The 1,897-nt window shown below is 69.7% G+C and carries 1 protein-coding gene; it reads left to right on the top strand.

The genetic code is table 11. The features are described 5' to 3' along the window. Positions 1-1,594: serine/threonine protein kinase (locus ACFY2X_RS47255; protein ID WP_389952021.1), on the top strand; the 1,594-nt coding region annotated here is incomplete at its 5' end. Between the last annotated feature and the right edge of the window lie 303 nt (positions 1,595-1,897).

Genomic DNA, 1,897 nt, shown 5'->3' with positions numbered 1-1,897 from the left:
CGCCCCGCTCCTCATCGCCTGCCTCGACAAACAGCCCTACGAACGCCCCGACACCCGAGCCGCCATGCTCCGCCTACTCGGCGAAGAACCGGCGATCCGGATCACCGGGGACGGCACGTGGCAGGGCGAGGCGCTGCCTGCCATACCGCAGCAGCCCGTTCCCGGGCAGCCTGTTTCCGGACAGCCTGTTTCCGGACAGGCCGCGCCGTCCGGATGGGGCGCGCCGCCGCTCCCCCAGGATGCGGCTCCCCCCGCATCGGCGACGGTCGTACTGCAAGGAACGGCCCAGCCCGGCGAGCGGCCGAAGAGGGGCGGCCTGTCCCTCGTGCTGGCCGCCTGTGTCGGCGTGATCGCCCTGCTGTCCGGGCTCGGTCTGTGGGCCGCCGGAAACTACGCCTCCCTCGGCGACTCGAAGCAGGTGGCCGCCAACGGGGCGGTTCCCCAGGCGTCCCTCGGGCTGGTCGACCAGTCCCAGGGGCAGAGTCAGGGGCAGACGCAGGGCGACGGACAGGGCATCGGGGAGACGCCCCCGGACAAGGTGACCGTTCCCTGGGGCGCCACGACCGACCCGCAGGACCCCGGTGTCGGGCCGATCCAGCTGAACACGGACGACCCGTCGGTTCCGGTTCCGTCGATCACCTCCTTCGTCACGCCGCCGATCACCCCGCCGGCGATCCCGACCAACCCGCCTGTGGCACCGACCTCGACCAAGGGCGCGGCACAGACCTCGGCTCCGGCTGCGACACCGACGCCGGCCCCGACCGCGACCGTGACCGTCACCCCGACCCCGTCGCGGACGCCGACCTCGCAGGTCGACCCGACTCCGGCTCCGACGGCGACGCCCACGCCGAGCCCGAGCACTCCCCCCACGGCCACGCCTGAGCCGTCCGCGACTCCCACGGAGAGGGACAAGCCGAAGCCGTCCGCGACGCCTACGGAGACGGACAAGCCGACGCCGTCCCCGACCCCCACGGAGACGGACAAGCCGACGCCGAAGCCGACGCTCACGGAGACCGACAAGCCGAGGCCGTCCGCGACTCCCACGGAGACCGAGAAGCCGACGCCGAGGCCGTCCGCGACGCGCCCCACGGAGACCGCCAGGCCGACGCCCAGGCCGTCCTGGACGCCCACACCGAAGCCCCGCCCCACGGAGACCGAGAAGCCGACGCCGAAGCCGTCCACGACGCCTCCGACCATCGAGCCGACGACGCCGACGGAGACCGACAAGCCCACGCCGAAGCCGTCCTCGTCGACCCCTCCGCCGTCTCGCCCGAACCCCTACAACCCGCAGCAGGTCTGCGGATCCGGCTACTACCTGCAGCGCTCCGGATCCTTCAGCGGCGGAACCACCCACCAGCTCTACAACACCTCCACCGGCACCACTTGCGTGGTCACCATGAAGAGCACCGACGTGGGCACCGCCACCTCGGTCTGGGCCACCCTTGAGGTCCAGAACGGCGGCTCCAAGACCGACCGGGGCAACTACGAGTACTACGCCGGCCCCGTCTACCTCCCCTCCAAGGGCAAGTGCGTCCGCTACACCGGCGGCGGACCCGCCGGCAACACCGGCGCCGACTGGGCCAACTGCGGATGACACCACCGACCGGAAGAAGTCAGGTAGCACCTGACCGCTGACGGCATCCTCTTCGAAGGCTCCTCCCCATGCTCGCCAGGGGAGGAGCCTTCAGTTTGGAGGGACACCGTCGAAGGTCGCGTCGAGATGAACCGAAGATGACGTCCGAAACCGGTGATCCGGTTGAGGCATTTTTAGTTAAATGGTGCTGTATTGCTCGATGGTGGCATTTACCGGTAGTTGAGGTGGAAGGAATGCAATGGGCGGTTTGAACCCATTACTGCCTGAAGATCCTGAGCGCATAGGCGTCCACATCCTTGTCGG

This window comes from Streptosporangium sp. NPDC000396 (assembly GCF_042898655.1).
Lineage (GTDB): Bacteria > Actinomycetota > Actinomycetes > Streptosporangiales > Streptosporangiaceae > Streptosporangium.
This window is presented reverse-complemented; position numbering and strand designations above follow the sequence as displayed.